General features: G+C 34.0%; 15 protein-coding genes and 1 pseudogene. 6 read left to right on the top strand and 10 right to left on the bottom strand.

The annotated features are described in order from the left end of the window. Together K8B81_RS17765 and lon are read left to right on the top strand one after the other, a co-directional pair. Positions 1 to 121 (top strand): annotated as a pseudogene (locus K8B81_RS17765) (IS1595 family transposase); the annotation flags it as partial. Between the two features lie 232 nt (positions 122 to 353). Then, positions 354 to 2,807 (top strand): endopeptidase La, encoded by a 2,454-nt coding sequence (gene lon / locus K8B81_RS17760; protein ID WP_223682895.1) that lies wholly within the window; start codon positions 354 to 356, stop codon positions 2,805 to 2,807. 95 nt (positions 2,808 to 2,902) lie between these two features. Here lon and recQ read toward each other — a convergent pair whose 3' ends face one another. The 6 genes from recQ to aroB all read right to left on the bottom strand — a co-directional run bounded on the left by recQ (position 2,903) and on the right by aroB (position 9,403). Beyond that, positions 2,903 to 5,020: a DNA helicase RecQ gene (gene recQ / locus K8B81_RS17755; RefSeq protein ID WP_223682894.1), complete on the bottom strand. Its 2,118-nt coding sequence runs from the start codon at positions 5,018 to 5,020 to the stop codon at positions 2,903 to 2,905. Between the two features lie 133 nt (positions 5,021 to 5,153). Then, on the bottom strand, positions 5,154 to 5,564 hold the full coding sequence (locus K8B81_RS17750) for a DNA primase (protein ID WP_223682893.1): 411 nt from the start codon (positions 5,562 to 5,564) through the stop codon (positions 5,154 to 5,156). A gap of 7 nt (positions 5,565 to 5,571) precedes the next feature. Beyond that, positions 5,572 to 6,540: a deoxyhypusine synthase family protein gene (locus K8B81_RS17745; protein ID WP_223682892.1), complete on the bottom strand. Its 969-nt coding sequence runs from the start codon at positions 6,538 to 6,540 to the stop codon at positions 5,572 to 5,574. Positions 6,541 to 6,640: 100 nt separating this feature from the next. After that, a complete protein-coding gene (locus K8B81_RS17740; protein WP_223682891.1) occupies positions 6,641 to 8,044 on the bottom strand; it encodes a type III PLP-dependent enzyme domain-containing protein in 1,404 nt (467 codons plus the stop codon). 54 nt (positions 8,045 to 8,098) lie between these two features. Continuing rightward, positions 8,099 to 8,278 (bottom strand): hypothetical protein, encoded by a 180-nt coding sequence (locus K8B81_RS17735; RefSeq protein ID WP_223682890.1) that lies wholly within the window; start codon positions 8,276 to 8,278, stop codon positions 8,099 to 8,101. A 57-nt stretch (positions 8,279 to 8,335) separates the two neighbouring features. Further along, positions 8,336 to 9,403, bottom strand: coding sequence for a 3-dehydroquinate synthase (gene aroB, locus K8B81_RS17730; protein WP_223682889.1), 1,068 nt, complete (start codon positions 9,401 to 9,403; stop codon positions 8,336 to 8,338). Positions 9,404 to 9,693: 290 nt separating this feature from the next. Here aroB and K8B81_RS17725 point away from each other — a divergent pair, with 290 nt between their 5' ends. Beyond that, the gene (locus tag K8B81_RS17725; protein WP_223682888.1) at positions 9,694 to 10,863 is read left to right on the top strand and encodes a proline dehydrogenase family protein; all 1,170 of its coding nucleotides are present in this window, start codon (positions 9,694 to 9,696) and stop codon (positions 10,861 to 10,863) included. 77 nt (positions 10,864 to 10,940) lie between these two features. On the opposite strand, the gene purU is transcribed toward K8B81_RS17725, so the two are convergent. The 3 genes from purU to K8B81_RS17710 all read right to left on the bottom strand — a co-directional run bounded on the left by purU (position 10,941) and on the right by K8B81_RS17710 (position 13,907). After that, on the bottom strand, positions 10,941 to 11,795 hold the full coding sequence (purU, locus tag K8B81_RS17720) for a formyltetrahydrofolate deformylase (protein WP_223682887.1): 855 nt from the start codon (positions 11,793 to 11,795) through the stop codon (positions 10,941 to 10,943). A 28-nt stretch (positions 11,796 to 11,823) separates the two neighbouring features. Beyond that, positions 11,824 to 12,543: a DUF4197 domain-containing protein gene (locus K8B81_RS17715; RefSeq protein WP_223682886.1), complete on the bottom strand. Its 720-nt coding sequence runs from the start codon at positions 12,541 to 12,543 to the stop codon at positions 11,824 to 11,826. A 260-nt stretch (positions 12,544 to 12,803) separates the two neighbouring features. Next, positions 12,804 to 13,907: a pectate lyase family protein gene (locus tag K8B81_RS17710; protein WP_223682885.1), complete on the bottom strand. Its 1,104-nt coding sequence runs from the start codon at positions 13,905 to 13,907 to the stop codon at positions 12,804 to 12,806. A 238-nt stretch (positions 13,908 to 14,145) separates the two neighbouring features. Between K8B81_RS17710 and K8B81_RS17705 the strand changes: the two genes are divergently transcribed. The 3 genes from K8B81_RS17705 to K8B81_RS17695 all read left to right on the top strand — a co-directional run bounded on the left by K8B81_RS17705 (position 14,146) and on the right by K8B81_RS17695 (position 20,215). After that, positions 14,146 to 14,715 carry a Crp/Fnr family transcriptional regulator gene (locus K8B81_RS17705; RefSeq protein ID WP_223682884.1) on the top strand — a complete coding sequence of 190 codons (570 nt, stop codon included), beginning with the start codon at positions 14,146 to 14,148 and terminating at the stop codon, positions 14,713 to 14,715. Positions 14,716 to 14,927: 212 nt separating this feature from the next. After that, positions 14,928 to 18,368 (top strand): methylmalonyl-CoA mutase family protein, encoded by a 3,441-nt coding sequence (locus K8B81_RS17700; protein ID WP_223682883.1) that lies wholly within the window; start codon positions 14,928 to 14,930, stop codon positions 18,366 to 18,368. Positions 18,369 to 18,508: 140 nt separating this feature from the next. Next, positions 18,509 to 20,215: a hypothetical protein gene (locus K8B81_RS17695; protein ID WP_223682882.1), complete on the top strand. Its 1,707-nt coding sequence runs from the start codon at positions 18,509 to 18,511 to the stop codon at positions 20,213 to 20,215. Positions 20,216 to 20,396: 181 nt separating this feature from the next. On the opposite strand, the gene K8B81_RS17690 is transcribed toward K8B81_RS17695, so the two are convergent. Beyond that, a complete protein-coding gene (locus K8B81_RS17690; RefSeq protein WP_223682881.1) occupies positions 20,397 to 20,732 on the bottom strand; it encodes a hypothetical protein in 336 nt (111 codons plus the stop codon). Positions 20,733 to 20,762 lie beyond the last annotated feature (30 nt).

Here is a 20,762-nt window from a genome sequence, read left to right as displayed (position 1 = left end):
GTTTTGTTTTAGAATAAACCGTTCTCAATTTAAAACAAGTATTTTTCATAAATCGATAGAAAGAATGGTAAATACCAAACCCATATATCAAAAAGAAATAAAACAGATAGTAAGTGTATAACTCAATTAATTTTATTTTTTTTTTGAGAATGCTTATCATGCTGACATCAAATAGTTTTTACAATTTAAAATTCAAATAAAAATGTCTTTGTTTTTGGCATAATGATTGTCTATTTTTATCACCTGATTTTCAAAGGCAATCTGAAGCATGTTTTTTACTTAAATACAGCTTTCTTAACTTGTATTTGAGATTACAATAAACCTTTTAATGACAAAACGACTTATATATTATTATGTCAAATCATAAAATACTAACTATTGACAATCTGTCACTTCAGGAGTTTGACTCGGAGGCAGAATTAATTCCATTATTAACTCCGGAAGACGAGGAGGAAATGAACAATGAAGAGCTTCCTGTTTCGCTTCCAATTTTACCTTTAAGAAATACAGTTTTATTTCCTGGTGTTGTTATTCCCATTTCTGCAGGAAGGGACAAATCGATAAAATTAATCAACGATGCCAATGCCGGTGGAAAAATTATTGGAGTAGTATCCCAGATTAATGAAGAAGATGAAGATCCGTCTAAAGATGATATTCATAAAATAGGTACTGTTGCCAGAATCCTGCGTGTTTTAAAAATGCCTGATGGGAATGTTACCGTTATTTTACAAGGAAAAAAACGTTTCGAGATTAATGAAGTTGTTTCAGAAGAGCCTTATCTGACTGCCACAATCCAAGAAGTTTCTGAAGAACGCCCTGATGATAATGATACAGAATTTACAGCCATTTTAGATTCTGTAAAAGAGTTAGCGATTCAGATTATTAAAGAAAGTCCAAACATTCCGTCTGAAGCTACCTTTGCAATTAAAAACATTGAAAGTCAGTCGTTTTTAATCAATTTTGTTTCTTCTAACATGAATTTGACTGTAAAAGAGAAACAAGGTCTTTTATCAATAAATGGATTGAAAGAACGAGCATTGGAAACGCTGCGTTATATGAATATTGAACTGCAGAAATTAGAACTGAAAAACGATATCCAGTCAAAAGTCCGTTTTGATTTGGATCAGCAGCAGCGTGAGTATTTCCTTCATCAGCAAATGAAAACCATTCAGGAAGAATTGGGAGGCGTTTCGCAGGAAGAGGAAATGGACGAAATGGGGCAGAAAGCGAAAACCAAAAAATGGGACGAAAAAACGCAGAAACATTTCGAAAAAGAATTATCAAAAATGCGCCGTATGAATCCGCAGTCGCCTGACTTTGGGATTCAGCGTAATTACCTGGAATTGTTTTTAGAGTTGCCATGGGGCGAATATTCCAAAGATAAATTTGATTTAAAACATGCTCAAAAAATATTAGACAAAGATCATTTCGGTCTTGATGAAGTTAAGAAAAGAATGATTGAACATTTGGCTGTTTTGAAGCTTCGAAATGATATGAAGTCACCAATTATATGTTTAACAGGGCCTCCGGGTGTTGGAAAAACATCTATTGGGCGTTCTGTTGCAGAGGCCTTAGGACGTGAATATGTTCGTATTTCACTGGGCGGTTTACGTGACGAAGCAGAAATTCGCGGACATAGAAAAACGTATATAGGTGCAATGCCTGGCCGAATTATTCAAAGTTTGAAAAAGGCCGGAACTTCAAATCCTGTTTTTATTTTGGATGAAATCGATAAATTATCGAGTGGCAACAGTGGTGATCCGTCTTCAGCTTTATTAGAAGTTTTAGATCCGGAGCAGAACAATGCTTTTTATGATAATTTCCTTGAAATGGGTTATGATTTATCTAAAGTAATGTTTATTGCCACTTCGAATAATATGTCAGCCATTCAGCCAGCACTGCGTGACAGAATGGAAGTGATTAAAATGTCCGGCTATACGATTGAAGAAAAAGTAGAGATTGCCAAAAGACACCTCTTCCCAAAACAATTGGAAGCACATGGATTAACCGCTAAAGATTTGACAATTGGTAAAAAGCAATTGGAAAAAATTGTTGAGGGTTATACACGTGAGTCTGGTGTTCGTAACTTGGAAACCAAAATTGCTCAGGTAATTCGTAACGCCGCAAAAGCAGTTGCGATGGAAGAAGAATATAACAAAAAAGTTACTGATGAAGATATTGTAAAGGTTTTGGGTGTACCAAGACTGGAACGTGACAAATATGAAAGTAATGATATTGCCGGAGTTGTTACTGGACTTGCCTGGACAAGTGTAGGAGGGGATATTTTGTTTATAGAGTCTTTGATTTCTGAAGGAAAAGGTTCCTTAAGTATTACAGGAAATCTTGGTACTGTAATGAAAGAATCGGCTACAATTGCTTTGGAATATATTAAAGCAAATGCGAAAAAATTAGGACTAGATATTGCTTTGTTTCAAAAATACAATATTCACTTACACGTACCTGAAGGGGCAACGCCTAAAGACGGACCAAGTGCAGGTATAGCTATGCTGACCTCCCTTGTTTCTTTATTAACTCAAAAGAAGGTAAAGAAAAGTTTAGCCATGACAGGAGAGATTACGCTTCGTGGAAAAGTTTTACCGGTTGGCGGAATTAAGGAAAAAATCTTAGCAGCAAAAAGAGCTGGTATTAAAGAAATTATCTTGTGCCACGAAAATAAATCTGATATTGACGAAATCAAAGCAGAATATTTAGAAGGGCTTACTTTTCATTATGTGAAAGAAATGAGCGAAGTTCTAACACTTGCTTTGACCGATCAGAATGTCAAGAATGCTAAGACATTGAAATAAAATTTCATAGTTAAATTCTAAAAATTAAAATCCAAATTCCAATTTGAAACATTCAGATTGGAATTTGGATTTTTTTTATTGTTACTTTTTAATCTTTATTGATTATTTTTCTCCAGTACAGCAAGGCCAAAACGAATTTTATCATATCCCATTCTTTCTTCAAAGTGGTCAAAATAAGGTTTTAAAGCATTTGGATTTTCAAGTTCAATTTGAGCTTTTTGTAATTGCTCAACTTCTTTATCAGAAATAAACTGGCTTGCATCAATAGCAGCGCCATCCAAATATAGTTTTGCTAAATGTGAAATTATAGTAGAAATTCCTAAGCTTCTTGTTTCAGCAATTTCTTGAACACTAACTCCTTTTTGAAATAATTCTAAAGTTGCTTTATAGGTATTGCTTTCCTTTTTGGACTTCGTATTTGTTTTTTTGTTCTTTTGAAATTCTATAATGGCATTTATAAAATCAGAGCCGTATTTTTCAAGTTTTGCTTTTCCAACCCCGTCAATGGCCAGGAATTCTTCATCACTCAATGGGCGTAAAGTTTCCATTTGTCTCAATGCGGCATCACTAAAAATGACATACGCCGGAACTTCATCTTTTTGAGCAATTTCGTAACGTAATTTTCTGAGGATTTCAAAAAGAGAACCTTCAACTGTTTTAGTTTTGCTTTTTGTTTCTTTGATTTCTTTTTTATCAATTACTTTTTTAATAACCGTTGTCAGTTTTACTTTTTCACCTTCAAATAAAACTTTTTTGGCAAAAGGAGTCAGTAAAATTCTATTGTGCTGGTGAAAAGCAATTTCGCAATATCCTAAATTAATTAACTGTATCAAATATTGATTCCAGTCATACCAGGATACATCTGCTCCGATTCCGTAGGTTTTTAATTCCTGATAGTTTTTTTCGTAAATGTAGGCGTTTTTTGAACCTCTTAAAAAATCTACAATTACTGCTAAAGGCTCAGATTCCTTTAAACGGGTAATGGCTGATAATGCTTTTTGCGCCAAAATTGTACCGTCGAAAAACGTTGGTGGATTTTTGCAAATATCACAATTACCACAATCCTCTGTCACTAATTCACCAAAATAAGAGAGGAGGATTTTCCTTCTACAGCTCAATGCGTCGGCATACTGCTTCATTCGGTCTAGTTTTGCCAGCTGCACATCAGAATTCAAACCTTCTGACGCAAATTTTTGAAGCTGAATCACATCAGCATAGCTTTCGAACAAAACAGTCTCAGCGGGTAATCCATCACGGCCGGCACGTCCAATTTCCTGATAATAACCTTCAATGTTTTTTGGCAAATTGTAATGAATAACCCAGCGAACATTCGATTTGTCAATCCCCATTCCGAAAGCAATTGTTGCACAAACAACCTGGCAGTCGTCATTTATAAATTCATCCTGAGTTTTAGCCCGAACAGTATTATCGAGTCCAGCGTGGTATGCTTTTGCAGTAATGCCGCTTTTTTTTAGTTTTTCTGCTAATTCTTCCGTAGTCTTTCTGCTCAGGCAATAAATAATACCGGATTCATTTGGTTTTTTTTCTACAAAATCAATTATTTGTTTCACACGGTCAAGTGCCGGACGAACTTCAAGACTTAAATTTTTTCTATCAAATGAAGCTATAAAAGTTTTGGAGTTTTTTAAATTTAATTGTTTCGTAATATCAGTACGTGTTGCTTTGTCTGCTGTAGCGGTCAAAGCTAGTATTGGAGTAGAAGGGAAGCGGTTTTTTAAATAGCCTAAATTGGTGTAAGCAGGCCGGAAATCATGTCCCCATGAAGAAATGCAATGCGCTTCGTCAATAGCGATAAGGCTGATTGTTAATTCGTTAAATATTACATCCAGATAGGATAAACTTTCTGGAGCAATATAAACTAACTTGAAAGTATTCGATTTTAAATTATCGATATAAAATTGCTGCTCTTCGGATGATTGGCTGCTATTGATGTAACAAGCTGAAATTCCGTTGGTTTTTAAACTATCCACCTGGTCTTTCATCAACGCAATCAGTGGAGAAATAACAATTGTGATTCCGGGAAGAATCAAAGCAGGAAGCTGAAAACATATTGATTTACCTCCTCCTGTAGGCATAATAGCCAGCGTGTCCTGACCAGACAATATTGTATTTATGATGTTTTCCTGGTTTGGTCTGAATTTTTCAAAACCAAAATTTTCTTTTAATTTGGCGTGTAATATTTCTGAATTCATTTGGCTTATATTTTTTTCAAATATAAATTAAAAATAATATTTTTCTTATATTTTTTTAAAATTATAGTTAGTTATGAAAGAATAAAAAAAGGAACCCGAATAGAGTTCCTTTAAATTATTTTAAATAAATGAATTAATCTTCATCATCCTCGTCGTCATCGTCATCTGAAACATCATCTTTGTCTTCATCGTCATCGTCATCATCGTCTCCAGCATCTGTATCAGGTTTATCAATATTGTCGTCATCATCGTCATCGTCGCTATCGTCATCAAGATCAATTCCTTTTACAGGTTCGATTGTATCAACATCAAGATCGATATCATCATCTTCGTCATAATTTTCGATTCTGTCTGCAAGTTTAGTACTAATTTTTACTAAATAAATAGTGTCTTCAGTGCGAACTTCAACAGCTTCGACTAATTCGTTTTTAGCATTTCTGAAACGAATAACATCCGAATCATCATAACCGTCAGGAAATTTTTCAACCAAAAGGTTTAAAATTTCGTTGGTAAGTTTGGCGTAGTCTACTATAACTCTTTTCATAAATATCCTATAAATCTAATAAATAAGCAAAAATTAACGGAGCAACAATTGTGGCATCCGACTCAATAATAAATTTAGGGGTTTTAATATCTAATTTACCCCAGGTAATTTTTTCGTTTGGAACTGCTCCTGAATATGAACCGTAACTAGTCGTCGAATCAGAAATCTGACAGAAATAACTCCAGAAAGGTACATCATGCATTTCCATGTCCTGATACAACATTGGAACTACACAAATTGGAAAATCTCCAGCGATACCACCACCGATTTGGAAGAAACCAATTCCATTTTCACTATTTTTAGTGTACCAGTCAGCAAGGAATGTCATGTATTCAATACCAGATTTCATTGTTGACGCTTTTAAATCTCCTTTTATCACGTATGATGCGAAAATATTACCCATCGTACTATCTTCCCATCCCGGAACAATAATAGGTAAATTTTTCTCGGCAGCAGCATACATCCAACTGTCTTTTAAATCAATTTCGTAGTATTCTTCTAAAACGCCGGATAACAACATTTTATACATGAATTCATGCGGAAAATAACGTTCTCCTTTGTCATCTGCATCTTTCCAGATTTTATAAATGTGTTTTTGTAAACGACGGAATGCTTCATGTTCGGGAATACAGGTATCTGTAACACGATTCAATCCTCTTTCAAGTAAGGCCCATTCGTCTTCCGGTGTCAAATCACGATAGTTTGGCACTCTTTCGTAATGAGAGTGTGCTACTAAGTTCATGATGTCTTCTTCTAAGTTAGCTCCGGTACATGAAATAATCTGAACTTTGTCCTGTCTGATTATTTCGGCAAAAATTTTACCAATTTCTGCAGTACTCATTGCGCCAGCCATACTTACCAGCATCTTCGCTCCGTTTGCCAGTTGCTGTTCGTAGGCCTTTGCAGCATCAACCAGGGCAGCAGAGTTAAAGTGCAAGTAATGTTTTTCAATAAACTGACTGATTGGTCCTTTCATTTTTTTTGTTTTTTTGTTTTTGAATTAAAAAGTTTAACCTTTTGGGGATACTGCAAATTAATAATTTTATAGCGATTAACTTTTAATTTGCAGATTTTTTTTATGCTTTTTTAGTATAACCTAAAATTTTTAAAACGTCGTCAGAAGTTTGCTGTTCAGAGAAAACTTCAGTTGCTAAAATTCCGTTTTCGTCACGATCAATTAAAATATGTTTAGGCTGTGGAATCAGACAGTGGTGTAAACCTCCATATCCTCCAATAGTTTCCTGATATGCTCCTGTATTAAAGAAACCAATGTACAACGGTTTTTCCTTGTTGTATTTAGGAAGATAAATGGCGTTCATATTTTGTTCAGAATTGTAATAGTCATCGCTGTCACAAGTTAGGCCTCCCAGTAAAACCCGCTCATAAGTATCATTCCAGCGGTTCACCGCCAGCATAATAAAACGTTTGTTTATAGCCCATGTGTCAGGTAAAGTAGTAATGAATGACGAGTCAATCATATTCCATTTTTCCCTGTCATTTTGTTGTTTTTGATATAAAATCTGATAGATAGCGCCGCCACTTTCTCCTACTGTAAATGATCCGAATTCTGTAAAAATATTAGGAACATCTACTTCAGCTTCGTCACAGGCAATTTTAATCTGATTGATAATTTCATCAATCATATATTGGTAATCGTATTCGAATGCAAGTGAATTTTTAATAGGGAATCCGCCGCCGATATTCAGGCCATCAAGGGTCGGGCACTCTTTCTTAAGAGCAATATATACTTTGATACATTTTACCAGCTCATTCCAATAATATGCCGTATCGTTTATTCCGGTATTAATGAAAAAGTGAAGCATTTTAAGCTCTAACTTGTCATTTTCCTGAATTTGTTTTTTATAAAAAGAAACGATGTTTTTATATCCAATACCTAATCTTGACGTATAAAACTCAAATTTTGGTTCTTCTTCAGCCGCAATACGGATTCCGATTTTGAATTTTCCTTTTATTTCTCCCTGAAGCAGATCAAGCTCTTCGTAGTTGTCAATAATCGGAATAGTATTTTTATGTCCGTTATTAATTAGTCTTGCAATATTACTAATATATTCGTCCCTTTTGAATCCATTGCAAATTACATAAGTACTTTTATTGATTTTACCATTTTCAAGTAAATTTTCTACAATATTAATGTCAAAAGCAGATGATGTTTCTACGTGAATATTGTTTTTGAAAGCTTCATTCATAATGTATTCAAAATGAGAGCTTTTTGTACAATAACAATAGTAATATTTTGCATCGTATTTGTTCTTTTCCATTGATTTTCTGAACCAGGCTTTTGCTTTGTTGATATTTTCAGAAATCTGTGGCAAATAGGTGAATTTTAAAGGAGTTCCGTACTGTTCAACTAATTTCATCAAATCGATATTGTGAAATAATAAGTTGTCTTTGTTTAGTTTGAACTCTTCCTGGGGAAAATAGTATGTTTGATTGATTAAGTCAGAATATTTTGTATTCATTTAGTCCAATATTTAGAATGTATTTTAATTTAGTAAACGTCTCTAAATCTTAATTCAAACCCTGATATTGGCAAATACAATTTCCAGTTTTTCGTGCTCTGCCTTTGAACATAAAAAAACGTCCAGACAAAACGGACTTTTGCTATTGTAAAAACGGTTCAACATCCTTAATAAAGAACTGTTGAGGCGGTTTCGGTAAGAGCTGAAATGTCTTTGTCTGTTGTTTGTTTTCATTGTGGCAAATGTAAAAAATAATATATACCTAATGCAACGCTTTTACTTAAAAAAAGTTTAAGACTTATAATCCTGAAACGCATCCAGAATTAATTTATTTTCAACAGATTGATTAATTTTTATCTTTCCGATGCCTTCAATAAGTGCAAACTGAATTAAACCGTACTCATTTTTTTTGTCGTGGATAAGTAATTCTAGTATCGGCTCGATGTCTTCTTCTTCAAATTTTATATCATCATAAATACCTTTAATTGCTGTTTTGATTTCGGCATATTCTTCAGCTGAAATGAGGTTTTTATGTAATGAAATATAACTTTCCAGAATCATTCCCACAGCAATGGCTTCACCATGAAGCAATGTTGTTTTATATTCGCTTTCTAAAAAGTAACCTTCGATAGCATGTCCTAAAGTATGGCCAAAATTTAATGCTTTACGAATGTTTTTCTCAGTTGGATCCTGAATTACGATTTCATTTTTGATTTCAATAGAGCGATAAATCAGTTCATCAAAATCTGCGTAATCTATGGATTGTAAATCTAAAAATTGTCTCCAATATGCAGCATCATAGATAAGACCGTGTTTGAGCATTTCTGCCAGACCGGAACGCATTTCGCTTTGTGGTAAAGTTTCAAGATACTGTGTGTCAATCAAAACCATTTGAGGTACATTAATTACACCAATCTGATTTTTAAGATTTCCTAAATCAACTCCGGTTTTTCCTCCAACAGATGCATCTACCATAGATAATAAAGTGGTTGGAATATTGATAAAATTTACTCCGCGTTTAAATGTAGAAGCCACAAAACCGCCTAAATCTGTCACAACACCTCCGCCAAGATTAATAACAAGGGATTTTCTGTCTGCACCTAATTCTGTGAGTACATTCCATACTTCAATACAGGTTTCTATATTTTTATTGGCTTCTCCAGATTCAAATTCTATAATTTCAATTGTCAAATCGGTTTCTAATAAAGGCAAAAATTTAGGCAAACAATGCTCATTTGTTTTGTCATCAACAATAATAAAAATAATAGAGTATTTATTCTCTTTTAAATGGTTGTTTAAAACTTCGTATGCATTTTGGTTAAAGTGTACGAAATAATTATTTGCTTGAATGGATTGCATAATTTTTTGGTTAATTGAATCCGCAAAATAAGGCATTTTAAACTAAATAATATTCAAAACCTGAGTCTAATTTGTTTAAAAAATAAGCTTTCATATTAATTCAGGTAAAATTTCTGATTGGCGATACTGCAAAAATATTTGGTTGAGTTTTTTGCTTATTCCTTAATAATGGATTAATAAAGGCATGATATTTATATCTGTAGTTGTTGTGTTATAATTTTTTAAAAATATAATTGTTTTGTTAAATAATATTCAAAACACTCTTTATCTTTGCCTCAAAACTAAACTTAATGGAAAAAATATTCGACAATACTCAGGTTGCCTTTTCGTTAAAAAGCGATACAGAACTTGATAGGGCTTACTTTCTTTTTAAAATGATTGACAGCGAACCTTTGGTTAGGATAGGGACAGCGGTTACGAATTTTGCTATTAAAGCGCATCTTCCGGTAGAAGGTTTGATTCGTGCCACTGTATTCGATCATTTTTGTGGCGGTGTAAATGAACACGACTGTTTAACTGTAGTGGATAAAATGTTTACCAAAGGGGTTTCATCTGTATTAGATTATTCAGTTGAAGGAAAAGAAGAAGAAGCACAATTTGATGCCGCTTTAGAAATGACATTAAAAACTATTGAATTTGCAAAAGAACGCCTTGCGATACCGTTTGCAGTATTTAAGCCAACAGGTTTAGGACGTTTTGAATTGTATGAGAAATTAGGCGAAAAACAAACTTTAAATGCTGCTGAACAAGAAGAGTGGAATAGAGTTGTAGCTCGTTTTGACCAGGTATGCAGCGAAGCACATAAAAAAGATGTAGCATTATTAATTGATGGAGAAGAAAGCTGGATGCAGGATGCAGCTGATGATCTGGTAACTGAAATGATGCGAAAATACAATAGAGAAAAGGCAATAGTCTTCAATACGTTACAAATGTACCGTTGGGATCGTTTGGATTATTTGAAAAAGCTGCATGAAGTTGCTAAAAACGAAGCATTTTATATTGGAATGAAACTGGTTCGGGGTGCTTATATGGAAAAAGAAAATAAGAGGGCAGAGGAAAAGGGATATGTTTCGCCAATTTGTGTTTCTAAAGAAGCTACAGATGAAAATTATGATGCAGCAGTACTTTATATGTTGGAACATCTTGATAAAATGTCAATTTTTGCTGGAACCCACAATGAATTGAGTTCGTATAAACTAATGGAATTGATGCAACAAAAAGGAATTTCAAAAAGTGATAACAGAATTTGGTTTGGACAATTATACGGAATGAGCGATAACATCAGTTATAATCTGGCGGAGAATGGTTATAATGTTGCAAAATATCTGCCTTTCGGACCTGTAAAAGACGTGATGCCGTACCTGATTCGTCGCGCTGAAGAAAATACTTCAGTGGCAGGGCAAACGAGCCGCGAATTGTCGATGATTAAAGCAGAACGCAAAAGAAGAAAAGGAAAATAGTTTTTTAATATTATCATATAAAATAAGCCGTTCAATTATTTGAAACGGCTTATTTAATTTTATAAATCTTAGGTGTATTAAGAAAAAACAACCGTTTTGTTGCTGTAAACCATTGTTTTACGTTCAGCATGCAGCTTTATGGCTCGTGCTAGAACAATTCGTTCCAAATCTCTTCCTTTCATAATAAAGTCCTCAACAGAATGGATATGAGAAACACGTGAAATATCCTGCTCAATAATCGGACCTTCGTCTAACTCTTCTGTAACATAATGACTTGTGGCACCAATAATTTTTACTCCTCTTTTAAATGCAGAATGGTACGGCTTTGCACCAGGAAAAGCAGGCAAAAACGAATGGTGGATATTAATGATTTTATTTTCGTAAAGCGAAATCAAACCAGGTGTAATGATCTGCATATAACGTGCAAGCACAATAAAATTAATCTGGTATTTTTTTAGCAGTTCAATTTGTTTGGCTTCACCTTCTTCTTTATTGTCTTTGGTAAAAGGAACACAGTGAAACGGAATATCAAAACGTTCTGCAATCGATCTTAAATCATTATGGTTGCTGATGATTACCGGAATTTGAATATTTAGCTCACCGGCACTGTAACGTCCTAAAATATCAAACAAACAGTGATCATATTTAGAAACAAACAAGGCCATTTTAGGTTTCTGCTCCTGATTGTACAAATCCCAGGACATATCAAAATCTGCCGCAATGGTTTGGTTAAAATCGTCTTTTATGGCTTCAATACTGATATTGTGGTTTGTTAAGTCACATTCTAATCGCATAAAAAATACATTTTGTTCTGTATCAACATGCTGATCGATATAGGTAATATTTCCTTCTACTTTTGCAATAAAAGCTGTTACTGCAGCAATAATTCCTTTTTGATCCTTACAGTGAATCAGAATAGTTATTTTTTGCATTATAATTTTTGGTTAATCGGTTAAAGGCTTATTTTTTGTCCTGCATAGCAAAAACACTTTTTAACAACGGAGTAGTTCTTGCACTTATGTTGTTGCGGATTTCCTTTTCTTCCACGGCAATCATTTTAAAGACGCCTGCTAAAGCCTGATTCGTAGTGTAATCAGTAAGATCCGGATTTACTTTTTTTACTAGCGGAATGGTATTGTATTTATTGATGATTTTTGTCCATACAGCATCGGCGCCTACTTTTTCAAAAGAACTTTTAATTACCGGATTAAATTTGGCATAAAGAGCAGTACTAGTGCTACCTTGTAGATAATTTGTAGCAGCGCTGTCATTGCCTAATAGAATATTTTTGGCATCAGTAAAAGTCATGTTTTTTACTGCCGAAACAAAGATAGGAGTAGCTTCTTTCACTGCGTCTTCTGCAGCGCGGTTCAGCATTTTGATACCTTCATCAGCCAATGAGCTAAGTCCCACTTTGCGTAAAGTAGCATCCACTTTTTGCAATTCTGCAGGCATAAGAATTTTTACTGCTTCATTCTTATAAAAACCATCAACAGCGGTTAGTTTGCTCACCTGCTGTGTAATTCCTTTGTTTAAAGCTTCTTTTAAGCCTGAAGCGATATCTACACCGCCAACTCCCGGGATTTGCGAAGATATTTGTGGCAACTGATTTAAAGTTTGTTGTACCTGTGCACAGGAATTAAGAGAAAATGCTACGGCAAGAAGTAATATCTTTTTCATTAAATGGGGTTTTATTAAGTTTCAAAAATACTACTTATTCAAAAACAAAGCCAAAATTTTATTTCAGGAGCACAAACATTTTGTTTCATAATTAACTTTTGTCCCGCTGTCCACTAAATTCCGCGCAGAAAAAAGCGCGGGATATCGTTTCTATCGGGGCTAATTTAGAAATTTTAGTTTCATAAAACTTCTTCATAATATTGATAAAAACAAAAAAGCTACCCAATCCGGATAGCTTTTATCGAACAATTTTTTATAACTTAGAATGAACCGCAAATGTTGCCTGAAAATGTTGCTCCGGCATTGGCAGAAACATCAGATTTAACAGCAGACGCAGCAATTTTTACAATGTTATAAGGAGGTGTAAAAGCGGTGTTTTGTCCTGTTTTAGTACCAGTTGTATTAGTGAAAACATTTCCGGAATTTACAGTTACAGCAGTAAAACCAGTCATTAGGTCAATTGGGTTTTTTACGTTTTCAAACACATTGTCTTCAACGTTTATATTAGCTTCAAAACCTGCGGCAATACATTTGTTGCTAACAGAACTGTTGAAATAACTGTTGACAATATGTACTTTTCCAAATCGAACTCTAGGCATTCTTTCTTTACATCCGCTAGCCCACCAGCAACGTGCAAATGTGATTCTTAATTTGCCACGATCTGCAGTAGCCCCATCGCTTGAACCAATTAAGTTAGAATATCTGTGGTCATCTGAACCACCTGAACCACCTGCTCTTGGAGCTTTAAGGTAGGTGAATTTTGAATACGAAACTGTTATGTAATCAGATTGGTTTTTAATATCAAAGTTTCCGTCAACACCGTCTCTGAATTCACAATGATCCACCCATACATTCTGACAGTTGTCCAGAGTGGCGTTGTCCCAGCCATCTGTGTCATAAGCTCCGGGTCCTTCAAAAATCAGGTTTCTGATAATGATGTTTTTACAGCCTTTAATATAAATGATCCCGGAACCATCCTTAGTCTGATTTGTTGAAACCAGCCTTGCACCACTTGTACCGTAAATTGTTTTTCCGGTTTGGTTTTGAAACGATAATCTTGCAGAAACTGTAATTGTTCCGGATACTTTGATCACTTTTACAGAAGTGTTTTCAATAGCCGATTTCAATTGTGCATAAGTGGTTACCGCTGTCTCTGCAGATGTGCCCCCTCCGGTTGTGCTTCCGTTTTGAGAAGCCCATCCCGGTACTTCAGAGCAAACCCCAACTTTTGAAGTTGAAGCAGAAACTGTTTCCTGGGTACTTAGGACAGCGTTGTCAGCATTTTGATCATCATCTGTGTTACAAGCTGCAAAACTCAAGGTAATCGCAAATAGCGAAATCGCAAATTTGGTTTTAAAATTCATAATGGTTTTTTGTTTGGTTATTACTACATTTTATAGTAATGCAAAGATGTTGATTAAATCCTACACAAATATTGAACTTGTTCAATTATTTTGTAATTAATTTGAATATTTGATTTTTTTTACATAATTATTCTGAGTATAATATAATTTTTATATTTTTGCGTAATCGATTACATTATTTAAATTCACTCCCAAATTTTAGAATTTTAGAAATTTTAATTAAGAAATAATTAAAAGTATGTACGAAGAACTAAGGCAGAATATTGAAAGAAAAATTACTCTTACAGACGAAGAGTGGAAATTAATATTGGATAAAACAGAATTTATTAAATTAAAAAAGAATGAGTTTTTGCAAATTCAGGACTCTAATAATTCCTACGAAGGTTTTATTCTGAACGGGGCATTTAAGACTTATATTTTGAATGAAAACGGAACAGAAACTGTCATTTTCTTTTCATTTGAAAACGAATGGATATGCGACCTGGAAAGTTTTTATTATCATAAATTGACTAAATATAACATAAAAGCGATTGAAGATAGTGAGATATTAGTAATTAACAAATCCAATAAAATGCTTTTATTTAAAGAGGTTCCAAAATTGATTCAATTTCATATTTTAATGGTTGAAAGGGCAAATATCGCCATACAGGAACGATTGGTTGATGTTTTAAATAAAACCTCAAAACAACGCTATATTGAGTTTGTAAATAAATACCCGCAAAAAACTCAAAAAATAAACAATAAAAATTTGTCTTCTTATTTGGGAGTAACACATGAATTTTTATCAAAAATCAAAAAGAGTTTTTAATCTTAAACAAATAAGCTTAAAAACCTCATTTAGTTTACTAATGAATTAATCAGCTTAAAATCAATATTTTATTTATTGTTTAAAATATATTTTGGATGATACGGATTTTGTATGCCTAAAAAGTAATTGTTTTTTGTTAACATAAAACTATCGTTTAGTTGAATTGATGAAATATTTTGTAAATTGCACTATAAAATTATCATATTCGCAAAATGGAACAACAAAAAACATATATTCCTAAAAATAAAGTAAGAATTGTAACAGCCGCTTCGCTTTTTGACGGTCATGATGCAGCAATCAATATTATGCGCCGTATTATTCAGTCAACTGGTGTTGAAGTAATCCATTTAGGGCATGACCGCAGTGTTGAAGAAGTTGTAAACACTGCGATCCAAGAAGATGCGAATGCAATCGCTATGACATCTTATCAGGGAGGACACAATGAATACTTTAAATATATGTATGATCTGCTTCGTGAGAAAGGAGCAGGACACATCAAAATCTTCGGAGGTGGAGGCGGCGTTATTCTGCCAGACGAAATCGAAGAATTGCATGAATATGGAATTACAAGAATTTATTCTCCTGACGACGGCCGTTCTTTAGGACTTCAGGGAATGATTAATGATTTGGTTGAACGTGCTGATTTTCCGATCGGAGATAAACTAAACGGAGAAATCGATCATATCGAAAGCAAAATGCCAACAGCAATTGCAAGATTAATTTCGGCAGCAGAGAATTTCCCAGAAATAGCAAAACCTGTTTTTGATCAAATTCACGAAAGTAATACCAATTCTAAAATTCCAGTTTTAGGAATAACAGGAACGGGTGGAGCAGGAAAATCATCTTTGGTTGACGAATTGGTGCGTCGTTTTTTAATTGATTTCCCAGAAAAAACAATCGGATTGGTTTCTGTCGATCCTTCGAAAAGAAAAACGGGAGGAGCGCTTTTAGGAGACAGGATCCGTATGAATGCTATAAATAATCCTAGAGTTTATATGCGTTCGCTGGCGACACGTCAGTCCAATTTGGCTTTGTCTAAATATGTAGCCGAAGCGATTCAGGTTTTGAAGGCAGCAAAATACGATTTGATTATTTTGGAAACTTCAGGAATCGGACAATCTGATACCGAAATCATGGATCATTCTGATGTTTCTTTATATGTAATGACACCAGAATTTGGAGCTGCAACCCAATTGGAGAAAATCGACATGCTTGATTTTGCCGATTTAGTAGCTTTAAACAAATTTGATAAACGCGGTGCGCTTGATGCGCTGCGTGATGTAAAAAAACAATACCAGCGCAATCATAATCTTTGGGATAAAAATCCGGACGAAATGCCGGTTTTCGGAACTATTGCTTCGCAGTTCAACGATCCGGGAATGAACACGTTGTATAAATCGATCATGGATAAAGTGGCAGAAAAAACGGATTCTGACTTGAAATCGACTTTTGAAATCACTAAAGAAATGAGCGAAAAGATATTCGTAATTCCGCCAGGAAGAACACGTTACTTATCTGAAATTGCCGAGAATAATAGAAATTATGATGAAACTGCAATTGCACAGCAAAAAGTGGCTCAAAAATTATACGGAATTTTTAAAACCATAGAATCGGTTTCTGGAAAAGTGCCTCAAATTACAAAAGCTGGAATTGACGATGCTACTGTTTTACCAGGCGGGATCGCAGAACACGACGAAAACAGAATCTTCTTAAACCTTTTACTGAATCAATTTGATAAAGTAAAAATGGACTTAGATCCGTACAATTGGGAAATTATCCTGAATTGGGCTGATAAAGTAGCGAAATACAAAAATCCAGTTTATAGTTTTAAAGTTCGTGATAAAGAAATTAATATTGCAACACATTCTGAAAGTTTATCGCATTTACAAATCCCAAAAATTGCTTTGCCTAAATACGAAGCTTGGGGTGATATTTTGCGTTGGAATTTACAGGAAAATGTTCCTGGAGAATTTCCTTTCGCTTCTGGATTATATCCGTTTAAACGAGAAGGCGAAGATCCGTCAAGAATGTTTGCGGGCGAGGGCGGACCAGAAAGAACCAACAAACGTTTTCATTATGTAAGCGCGGGAATGCCTGCAAAACGTCTTTCAACAGCTTTTGACAGTGTGACTTTATACGGAAATGACCCGGATTTACGTCCGGATATTTACGGAAAAATTGGAAATGCTGGAGTTTCTATATGCTGTTTAGACGATGCTAAAAAATTATATTCAGGTTTCGATTTGGTTCATGCTTTGACTTCGGTAAGTATGACCATCAACGGACCTGCGCCAATGCTTTTAGGTTTCTTTATGAATGCTGCAATCGATCAGCAATGTGAGATTTACATTAAAGAAAATGGTTTAGAAAAAGAAGTTGAAGCTAAAATCAACAAATTATATGCAGCCAAAGGAATCGAAAGACCAAAATACCAAGGTGAACTTCCGTCAGGAAACAACGGTTTAGGATTAATGCTTTTGGGCATAACGGGAGATCAGGTTTTGCCTTTGGAGGTTTATAACGAAATAAAAGTAAAAACCTTATCTCAAGTTCGTGGAACGGTTCAGGCCGATATTTTAAAAGAAGATCAGGCACAGAATACCTGTATTTTTTCAACTGAATTTGCGCTGCGTTTAATGGGAGACGTTCAGGAATATTTTATTACTAAAAACGTTCGTAATTTCTATTCGGTTTCGATTTCAGGATATCATATTGCCGAGGCAGGAGCGAACCCAATTACGCAATTGGCGTTTACGCTTTCAAATGGTTTCACTTACGTGGAATATTATTTGAGCCGTGGCATGAACATCAACGATTTTGGACCAAACTTATCGTTCTTCTTCTCTAACGGAGTAGATCCGGAATATTCGGTTATTGGACGTGTGGCGCGTAAGATTTGGGCAAAAGCCATGAAACTGAAATACGGAGCCAACGAAAGAGCCCAAATGCTAAAATATCATATTCAGACTTCTGGACGTTCTTTACACGCACAGGAAATTGATTTCAATGATATCAGAACAACGTTACAAGCTCTGTATGCGATTTACGATAACTGTAATTCATTGCACACCAACGCTTACGACGAAGCGATTACAACGCCAACAGAAGAATCGGTTCGTCGTGCGATGGCCATTCAGCTGATTATCAATAAAGAATTAGGTTTGGCGAAAAACGAAAACCCAATTCAAGGTTCGTTCATCATCGAAGAATTAACTGATTTAGTTGAAGCTGCTGTTCTTCAGGAATTCGACAGAATTACGGAAAGAGGTGGAGTTTTGGGTGCAATGGAAACCATGTACCAAAGATCTAAAATTCAGGAAGAAAGTTTGTATTACGAAACTTTAAAACACAACGGAGATTTCCCAATTGTGGGTGTAAACACATTCCTGAGTTCAAAAGGATCGCCAACAGTTATTCCGGCTGAGGTAATTCGCGCCACCGAAGAAGAAAAACAATATCAAATTACGATGCTGGATAATTTACATCAATTTCACGAAGCAAAAGTAAACGAGCATTTAAATACGTTACAGCAAGCCGCTATTAAAAACGAAAACTTATTCGACCACTTAATGGAAGCTACAAAGGTTTGTTCTTTGGGTCAGATTACTTCGGCGTTGTTTGAAGTTGGTGGGCAGTATAGAAGGAATATGTAATGATTTTGTTTTTTATAGATTTATGGAAAACCTCTCATGCGAATGGGAGGTTTTTTGATTTAATTTTTCTATTTACGGATTTACTCAACTTTGTAGTACTAGTTTTAATATATTAGCTCAAATAATTAATAAGATTGAAAATGTCAGCAACAATTATTACAGAAACAGAATTTTATTTGTTTTTACAGAATGATACTCTTAGGAATAACTATGTAATAATATTTGAAGTAAATATTGATAATACAATCATAAATTGGAACTACAGGGAGTTTACAAATATAATTTTCAATGAGAGAGTTATTATTGTAAATGCGGAAATTAACTCGGGACTTTCATTTGAAAATTGTGAGTTTAAGAAGGGTATTGTTTTTCACAATGTAAAGTCAACTAATTACAGTATTCAAGAAAATAGTAGTAATTCTAGTGTTTCTTTTAAAAATTGTAAATCAAGCTTAATATCTTTTGAACAAGATTGTTATTTTGATAGGAGTGTAAATATATTGGGTGATTGCGTTGTAGAAAAAATTTCAACATATAAAACATTCGTTAATAATGGAGGATTTAGAATTGGAAAATCTATCGTTTCATATTTAGATATTAGTAATTCTCATTTTGGATTAAATTTGTCTCATTCTGTTTTTAATAAATCGGTAAGAGTTGAATCTTTAATGGGTGATGTTTCTTTAATGAATAATGAATTTAATGATTTGATTACGTTTTGGAATGTTGAGTGTAAATTTAGTTTATCTTCAAATGAAAATATATTTAAAGGTAGATTTAATGTTGAAAGTAGCAGAATAAAAAAAATGACGATTTATCGTGATTTTTTTCATAAAAAAGGTGAATTAGAAAATAGAGATTTATCAAAGCAAGGATTAAAAACTTATCTTAAAGAAATTTATATATCTAGTACAAATTTTGTCGAAGGTTTTGAATTTAGAGGGCTTAGTGAAGAATTAGATAAACTAGATATAATAATTAGTCCAGAATTAAAGGGTGTTTTAAAATTTGAAGGTTGGAAAGTAGATAAAACATATATAACAGGTATCAATCAAAATCTTAAATTGCTATTTAAGAGAATGTCTTTTAGATTTTTTGTTATCAATGATTTTACTAATTATAGCGATATAAGTTTTGACAAATGTATAGGTTATGGCGATTCTACTTTTAATTTAATAGATTGTGATTTAGGCTCTACAAAATTTAATGAATTTGCGTTTAATACTTTTATTAAAATTAGAGTTGATAATATAACTTTGGATAAGATTAAACCAACAAGTAACATCTGGTTTGAAGATAAGGTTTTGGAAATTGGAGATGGGAATCAAACCAAGGAACAACAATTTAAAGCCAAAAGAGAAATTTATCGTCAAATTAAACATGCTTTAAAGAATAATGGAAATCAGATCGATAGTTTGGTTTTTCAGGCAAAAGAGTTGTCTGCTTTTAGAGATGAACAGAAGAATTCAGTAAAGTACGATTGGGCAGATAGAATTATAATGTCTGTAAGTCAGGCAAATGATTATGGTCTTAATTGGGAAAAACCAGTAAAAATTGTATTTGTTGTTACTTTTTTTCTTTATATAATACTAGTTCCATACCTCTCTGATAAGATTTCGTACGAATTTGCATTTTGTCCTGAAGATCTTAAAAATACATGGCAAGCCTTTTTATCGGAGTTAAATGTTCTTTGGCAACTTTTTAATCCAATTAGACAAATGAAGGTTACTTATGGAGATAATGTTAGTAATGGTTGGATTTATTTTTTTGATTTACTGCATCGAATATTTTTAGGTGTAATGATTTTTCAAATGGTGAAAGCATTTAGAAAATATGTTTCCAGTTAAATTAGCTTAGATAAAACTTATGCTAACGCAAGCAAGCCAATCATGAACACAAGTTTATCCTCTCCAATTTGTCATTTCGACGTAAGGAGAAATCTGCGTAAGTAGCTCCGTACAGAATGTCGCCCATCTTTGTAGAATTTCTCGTGAAGATTTCTCCTCCGTCGAAATGATAATATTGTGGTTATTTTTGAAGAACTCGATCTTTACCAACAACCTCCCCAACATCACTCAAAAACTCCATTTCCTCCAAGGGAAACAGTTGAAGTACGGTTTCTAAAATAAGTCCCACATTAACAGGTTCATTGTTTTTATCAGCAATTTTAGGTATTTCCGGATCCAGTGCCAAAATGCATAATTTTATCAGGTCGGTAATTAAGCCGCCGAGTTCGACATAATTAGAAACCTTAATTTGAGCAATGTAGGCTTTTGAGTTGTCAGCAGCCGGTTTTAGTGTTTGAAAAGACCGGGAGGCTAATTTTTTGAGAACTTCTAAATTTCTAATTTCAGTGGTTTCCATTTCGTTGGTTTTTGAGTGTGAATCGTTTTA

The sequence above is a fragment of the Flavobacterium hibisci genome, from assembly GCF_020026925.1.
Classification (GTDB): domain Bacteria; phylum Bacteroidota; class Bacteroidia; order Flavobacteriales; family Flavobacteriaceae; genus Flavobacterium; species Flavobacterium hibisci.
This window is presented reverse-complemented; position numbering and strand designations above follow the sequence as displayed.